Here is a 5,944-nt window from a genome sequence, read left to right on the forward strand (position 1 = left end):
TCCCTGGGCCTATACTAGGCAAACTCCATAAGTATCGCATACCAGCAGAGGTTCTCTACTATGGCAGATAGGAATGCACCAGGAGCAATTGAGGTTGTTAAGACCCCAGACTACGAAGCGATGGTTATCGGGGCCCATCCTGATGACGCTGATTTTGCCGCCGCGGGAACGAGCGCCCTTTGGGCTCGTCAGGGCAAGAAGGTTGTCTGGGTCATTATGACCGACGGCACAGAAGGCACTGAGGTGCCCAGTATGCTGGACAGTGAGCTGATGGTCATCCGTGAGCAGGAACAGCGCATGGCTTGCGAGGTTCTTGGGGTGCAGGCGGTAGAGTTCCTGCGCTTCCGCGACGGCCACTTGGTCAATAACGATGAGACGCGTAAGGCCGTTGCGCGCCTGATTCGCAAGTATCGCCCGCGTATTGTAATCACGCACGATCCAACGCAACATATTTTCGCGCCCGATCCTGACGAGGAGCCAGACGAGACAGCCTATCTCAATCACCCCGATCACCGCGCTACGGGCAATATTGTGCTCGATGCTATCTTCCCAGCGGCGGTCAATCCCCACGCTTATCGCGAGCTGCTCGTTGAAGGCTTTCTCCCGTATCAGGTTCATGAGCTGTATCTGTTCAACAGTGAGCACGATAATACCTACGTTGACATTAGTGAGACAATTGAGCTGAAGGCCAGGGGTCTGCAATGTCACGTCAGCCAGTTTGGTCCCCAGGCGAATCTGCTGGAGGGCGTGAAGCGCTGGGCCGCCGAGACAGCCCGTGAGGCCCAACAGAAAAAGGGTCTCCAGATGCAGTATGCCGAGGGCTTCCGACGGATCAAGCTCTATATTCCTGGGAAAGAGCGAGGACAGCAGGAATCAGCTCCGAAGGCTCAACAGGAGTAGCTATCTTGTCAGCCTCGCTAGCCGCCCCGGCCTAGCTAGCAGCCACCAATTGGCTCTTGAGCCTGGGAACTTTTGGGAACCAGGGATGCATGTGGGGATGTCTGGGAGTGGCAAGCTCTACTAGGTACTGGGGAAGCACTGGCGCAGTGTGATCGCTGTCAGGAGACTTGCGGCGTCAGTACGGCGTAGAAGCCTCCCCAGAGCTGCAAAAAGCGTGAACGTGCCATTGACGTGTAGTTGAGGCGCGAGGAGTCAACCAGATAGACCGTGCTCGCTTTGCCACCACGTACTACCAGCAGGTGACCCCCAGGGAAGCGATCGGGCGGGAAACTCACAATCACTGGGCGCCCGCCGTTGGCAATGGCCAGGATCTGATCAAGAGAGAGATTATGCCCCCAGAGCGTATTGAAGTGGAAACGGGCGGCAGTACGAGCAATGCCCACCTCTTCTAGCAAGCCCTGGTCAGGCGTGATTTCATGGAGCGCCGACTCAACCTTGAGGATGTCGGCGATGCGGTAATGATGGCCATAGGCGTTGATGACTACCGTCATGGCGGCGGCGGAGCAAGCCGAATAGGCCCAGGTCTGATACTGTGCCGGGGAGTCATACTGCGCTGGATCAAGCTGATTGATGCGCACCAGATGACTGGAAGCCTCATAGTGAGGGGGGGAGACGGAGGAGTTAGAGGTTACTGTGGCTGCCGGTTCGGCCGTCCACAGATAGGGAAGGACAAAGCCTACGCCGCGAGAGAGGAAGAGCTGCGACCCAAGGAAAATCACGATCAGAAGGGAGATCAGCCCGACCAGGATGACCTTCCACGGAGCTTCTCGCCACGGGAACGGGCCTGCACCATAGAGGCGCTCAGGAGCCACCGAGAGCGATAGCGCGCTCACGTTGCGTCGACGCGGTTGGGCTATAGTCGCGACCTGACGTGCTCGTAAGCGGGCCGGGCCTGGAGTACGTAACAGGCGTTCTGCAGCTGTTGGACGGCGCCGCTTGGTTGCTAGGTATGGACGCGCAGAGAGATAGAGGCCAAACAAGGAGACGGTCAAGGCGACCGCAAAGAGCATGAGCACGAGCACAGGCATCGATACAGGCTCCTCAGCATCGCCAGGTGTCACGTCTCTCGACCGGCAGTCAGGCTGCAGGACGCGCCATTTTCCTGGCAGGCGGTATAATGTAGCCAACAGTCTGGCTAGAAGCAAGTATAGCATAGCTTGCGCCCGGCGGACAAGGCGTATCCTGAACAGGGGACAGACTGCCACGTGTTTTGTACACTGGCGCCCCCAAGGACCAGGACAATGATAGCCACCTTTCCTTTATACTATTGTGCTCGATTGAGGTTTTTTCGCTCTCCTCAACTCCCCTACTTTTCCCCCTTTTCGGCTCCTGGCTGGGCGCTGTGTTATGATGAGCCATGAAGGATGTGCGATGATTGGCTCCGAACAGGAAGGAGATCGACAGAGCAAGCCAGGATACCACTCTCTTCAGTGGTGTGCGGCGAGGAGAGAGGGTTTTGACGATGGCCATTCTGGCCGGTTGGTTAAGTAAGCAAGCCATACCAGAGGCGATCATCGAAGAGCGGCTCCTGCGCATGGCTGCGGTGCTGGAGCAGCATGGCGGCGAGCGGGCAATGGTACTGCAGCCCGGTGCTGGTCTGGTGACCTTTGCTGATCCGCTGGCAAGCCTGGGTACTCAGCAGAATACGACTTTGCTGGATTGGCTGCCAGGTCAGCATACCTTCGTCTATCGCCGTCCGCTTACCGGCTGGCACCCGCTCTACTATGTGCAGGACTGGCCTGAGCCAGGGGACCTGCTCTTTGCCAGCGAAATTAAGGCGCTTTTGGCCGCGGGCGTGCCTTGTCGCTTATTTCTGCCAGCGCTGAAGGCAGTGCAGCGCTATGGCTTTCTGCCGGCCCCCTGGACAGCCTTCACCGGTATTGAGGTTGTTCCTGCTGGTTCCCTCCTTCGCTGGCAGCAGGGACGTACACTTGTCAGAGAGCTGTATGATTATCGTCTGGCGCCATCAGATGCTACCGAGGCTAGACGGGAAGGCGTTTCGGACAGATGGACGGCAATCTTGAGCGAGCTAGACCAGGTGCTCCGTGCGCAGTGTGAGCGCCTGCTGTCACTGCCTGCGGCTCCCTTGCTGGTGTTCACTGCTGGCACAGGAGCTGCCGCTCTCAGCGCGGAGCTGCTGAGTTGGGCCGCCCAGCAGGAGCTGGGGACTATACCTATTCTTCAGGTCGCTACCTTAGCTTTTCCCGGCCAACGTCGTGCTTATGCAGCGGCAGAAGCTCTGGCAGAGCGTCTCAAAGCTGCTGCCCTGGCTATTCGGGGTGTTGATGCGCCAGAGTACTGGCTAGCAACGCTGGATGCCCTGGAGGCTCCTTGCGCCCATACTTTTCCTCTCGCCCTGCATCAGGCCCTGCATACAGCCAAGGTTGAGAGCGGAGGGCGTCTGGCCTTGGTCGGACTTGGGGCTCGCCCGTTGCTGGCCCCGCCGCCTTCTTTCCCTCTTACAAGTCAGGAGAGTACTGAGCTGCTCCAGTGCTATGGTGCACTTCTGCGCGGCAGACCGTCCAGGCACCAGCCTCATCTAGATGAGGAGCCTCAGCTCTGGACCCCAGAGGCCGTACGCTCTTTGGCTGAAGGTCCGACCTGGGAAGAGACCCGCCATGCCCGACGCCTGGTCCGTAAAGCTCTTGCGCTTCCCCAGTCCTGGCAGCGCTGGCGCTATCTTGATTTGCATCTGCGCTTGCCCGACCTGCTGTTAGTGACGGCCCAGCAGTTGGCGGCTTTTGATCAACTGACCCTGGCGGCACCTTTTGCGCTTCCAGAGCTAGCAGAGGCCCTGGCTCCCCTACCTCCGGCTCATAAGCGTCTGGGTCTGGCCGCTCAGACCAGCGACGAGAGCCAATCTCAGAAGCGCGTGCTCGCGATGCTGCTCCACAGTTATTACAGGGCGCCGGTGCGTGGGGCCTGGCCGGCCACGGCCCTTCTCAGCGCGCCTTCCCATTCACTGGCAGCCGAGATGACTGGAGCCGTCTCCCTAAGCAGTGTCAGCCGCGATCTCCTAGCAGAGACCCTGGCGCCAAGGGCCCTGGCTCAGACAGGTATTTTTCTTCCCCAGGCCGTCGAAGCGCTAAAAGAGCGTTCCCGTGGCGGCAGTGTGCCACGGGAACTGGTGCTAATCTTTACAACACAGCTGCTGTGCAAGCTTTTCGGAGCTACGCTCTAACGCGGGTCCGCAGCCAGCGCACCTCGCAATGTCTCTTTGCGGAAGCTTTGTCGTGGCAAGAGGGCAAAACTAGCCTCGTAAGCTCGCTAGGCTTGGCTGGCTAGGCGCGACTCGTATTGTGCACGCAGCACCTTCTTATCGAACTTGCCGACGCTGGTCTTGGGAATGGCTTCAACAAAGATCACTTCGTCCGGCAGCCACCACTTGGCAACCTTCGGACGCAGGTACTCCAGAATCTCCTCGGCGCTCACCTGGCCAGCAAACTCCGGCTTCGGGACGACACAGGCAATCGGGCGCTCAGACCATTTCGGATGGGGCACGCCGACAACACAGGCCTCCAGTACCTTGGGATGCCCCATGATGAGATTCTCTAGCTCGACCGAGGAGATCCACTCGCCTCCCGACTTCACCAGGTCCTTCGTGCGATCGACAAGCTGGATCATGCCTTCGGAGTCAACGACGGCGACATCGCCCGTGCGCAGCCAGCCATCGACGAACTTCTCACCAGAGGCCTCATCTCTGTAGTAAGCCCGCGCTACCCACGGACCGCGTACTTGCAGCTCACCGAAGGTCTGGCCATCCCAGGGCACTTCTTCGCCGCTCTCAATGTTGACGACACGGAAGTCAACGCCAGGCACAACAGTACCCTGCTTGGCTCGAATGCGGAACTGCTCTTCAGCAGGCAGGTCGCTCTGATAGCTGCGCAGGCGCGAGATAGAGGCCAGCGGTGAGGTTTCGGTCATGCCCCAGGCATGAATAATGGTAATATTCTTGCGAGCAAGGCCTTCGATTAGAGACTGAGGAACCGCAGAACCGCCACTGATAATGGCACGCAGGGCCGAGAAATCAAACTGCTCTTTCTCTAAAACGTTGAGCAAGCCAATCCAAATGGTAGGGACCCCAGCGGCCAGCGTCACGCGCTCCTTCTCCATCAGCTGAGCGATACGCAGGGGATCAAGGAAGCGTCCCGGCATCACAATGCTTGATCCCATCATGACACCCGCATGCGGAAAGCCCCAGGCATTGGCGTGGAACATCGGCACAACCGGCAGAACTCGATCGTGCTCACAGAGACCGGGGCCATCGGCCAGGCCTACTCCCATCGAGTGGAGGAAGATCGAACGATGGCTGTATACCACGCCTTTGGGATTCCCCGTCGTACCGGAGGTATAGCACATGGCAGCCGCGGTATTTTCGTCCAGCGCGGGCCAGGCATACTCCGCTGGCTGCGAGGCGATGAAGTCCTCATAGTCCACTACGGGATGCAGCTTCTGGGGCTGATAAGGTGGTTGACCCATCACCACATAGAGCTTGACCGTCGGCAGTCGATCTGCGATCTGCTCCAGGGCCGGCACCAGGTCGCCATCGACAAAGATGACACGGTCCTCTGCGTCGTTGATAATGTAGACGAGCTGCTCGGGGAAAAGGCGAATATTGAGCGTATGTAGCACGGCCCCATAGCAAGGGATGGCAAAATACAGCTCCAGATGGCGATAGGTATTCCAGGCAAAGGTTGCAACGCGGTCGCCTTGGGCAACGCCCGCCTCCTTGAGGGCGTTCGCCAGTTGCATAGTACGCTTGCTCCAATCGGCGTAGGTGTAACGATGGAGACCATTCTCCGTCTGGGTCACGACCTCCTTGCGGTAAAACAGGCGCGTCGCCCGATTGAAGGCATGTTGCAGTGTCAGCGGGTAGTTCATCATCAAGCCTTGCATGTGCGCATCTCCTGTCGTGGATCAAGCGTTACGACATCGTACCGTGGCGGGGCATGGGCCGGGACCGCAACGCCCTGCTCTACAGTAT

The 5,944-nt window shown here is 58.8% G+C and carries 4 protein-coding genes; 2 read left to right on the plus strand and 2 right to left on the minus strand.

The window, feature by feature from the left end; genetic code table 11:
* Positions 1-60 precede the first annotated feature (60 nt).
* On the plus strand, positions 61-900 hold the full coding sequence (locus IRZ24_RS15715) for a PIG-L deacetylase family protein (RefSeq protein WP_297165998.1): 840 nt from the start codon (positions 61-63) through the stop codon (positions 898-900).
* Positions 901-1,058: 158 nt separating this feature from the next.
* Here IRZ24_RS15715 and IRZ24_RS15720 read toward each other — a convergent pair whose 3' ends face one another.
* Positions 1,059-1,988, minus strand: coding sequence for a cysteine peptidase family C39 domain-containing protein (locus IRZ24_RS15720; RefSeq protein ID WP_297166000.1), 930 nt, complete (start codon positions 1,986-1,988; stop codon positions 1,059-1,061).
* A 428-nt stretch (positions 1,989-2,416) separates the two neighbouring features.
* Between IRZ24_RS15720 and IRZ24_RS15725 the strand changes: the two genes are divergently transcribed.
* Positions 2,417-4,141: a hypothetical protein gene (locus tag IRZ24_RS15725; protein ID WP_297166003.1), complete on the plus strand. Its 1,725-nt coding sequence runs from the start codon at positions 2,417-2,419 to the stop codon at positions 4,139-4,141.
* Between the two features lie 86 nt (positions 4,142-4,227).
* Here IRZ24_RS15725 and IRZ24_RS15730 read toward each other — a convergent pair whose 3' ends face one another.
* Positions 4,228-5,856, minus strand: coding sequence for a long-chain fatty acid--CoA ligase (locus IRZ24_RS15730; protein ID WP_297166006.1), 1,629 nt, complete (start codon positions 5,854-5,856; stop codon positions 4,228-4,230).
* Between the last annotated feature and the right edge of the window lie 88 nt (positions 5,857-5,944).

This window comes from Thermogemmatispora sp. (assembly GCF_019683755.1).
Taxonomy (GTDB): Bacteria; Chloroflexota; Ktedonobacteria; order Ktedonobacterales; family Ktedonobacteraceae; genus Thermogemmatispora.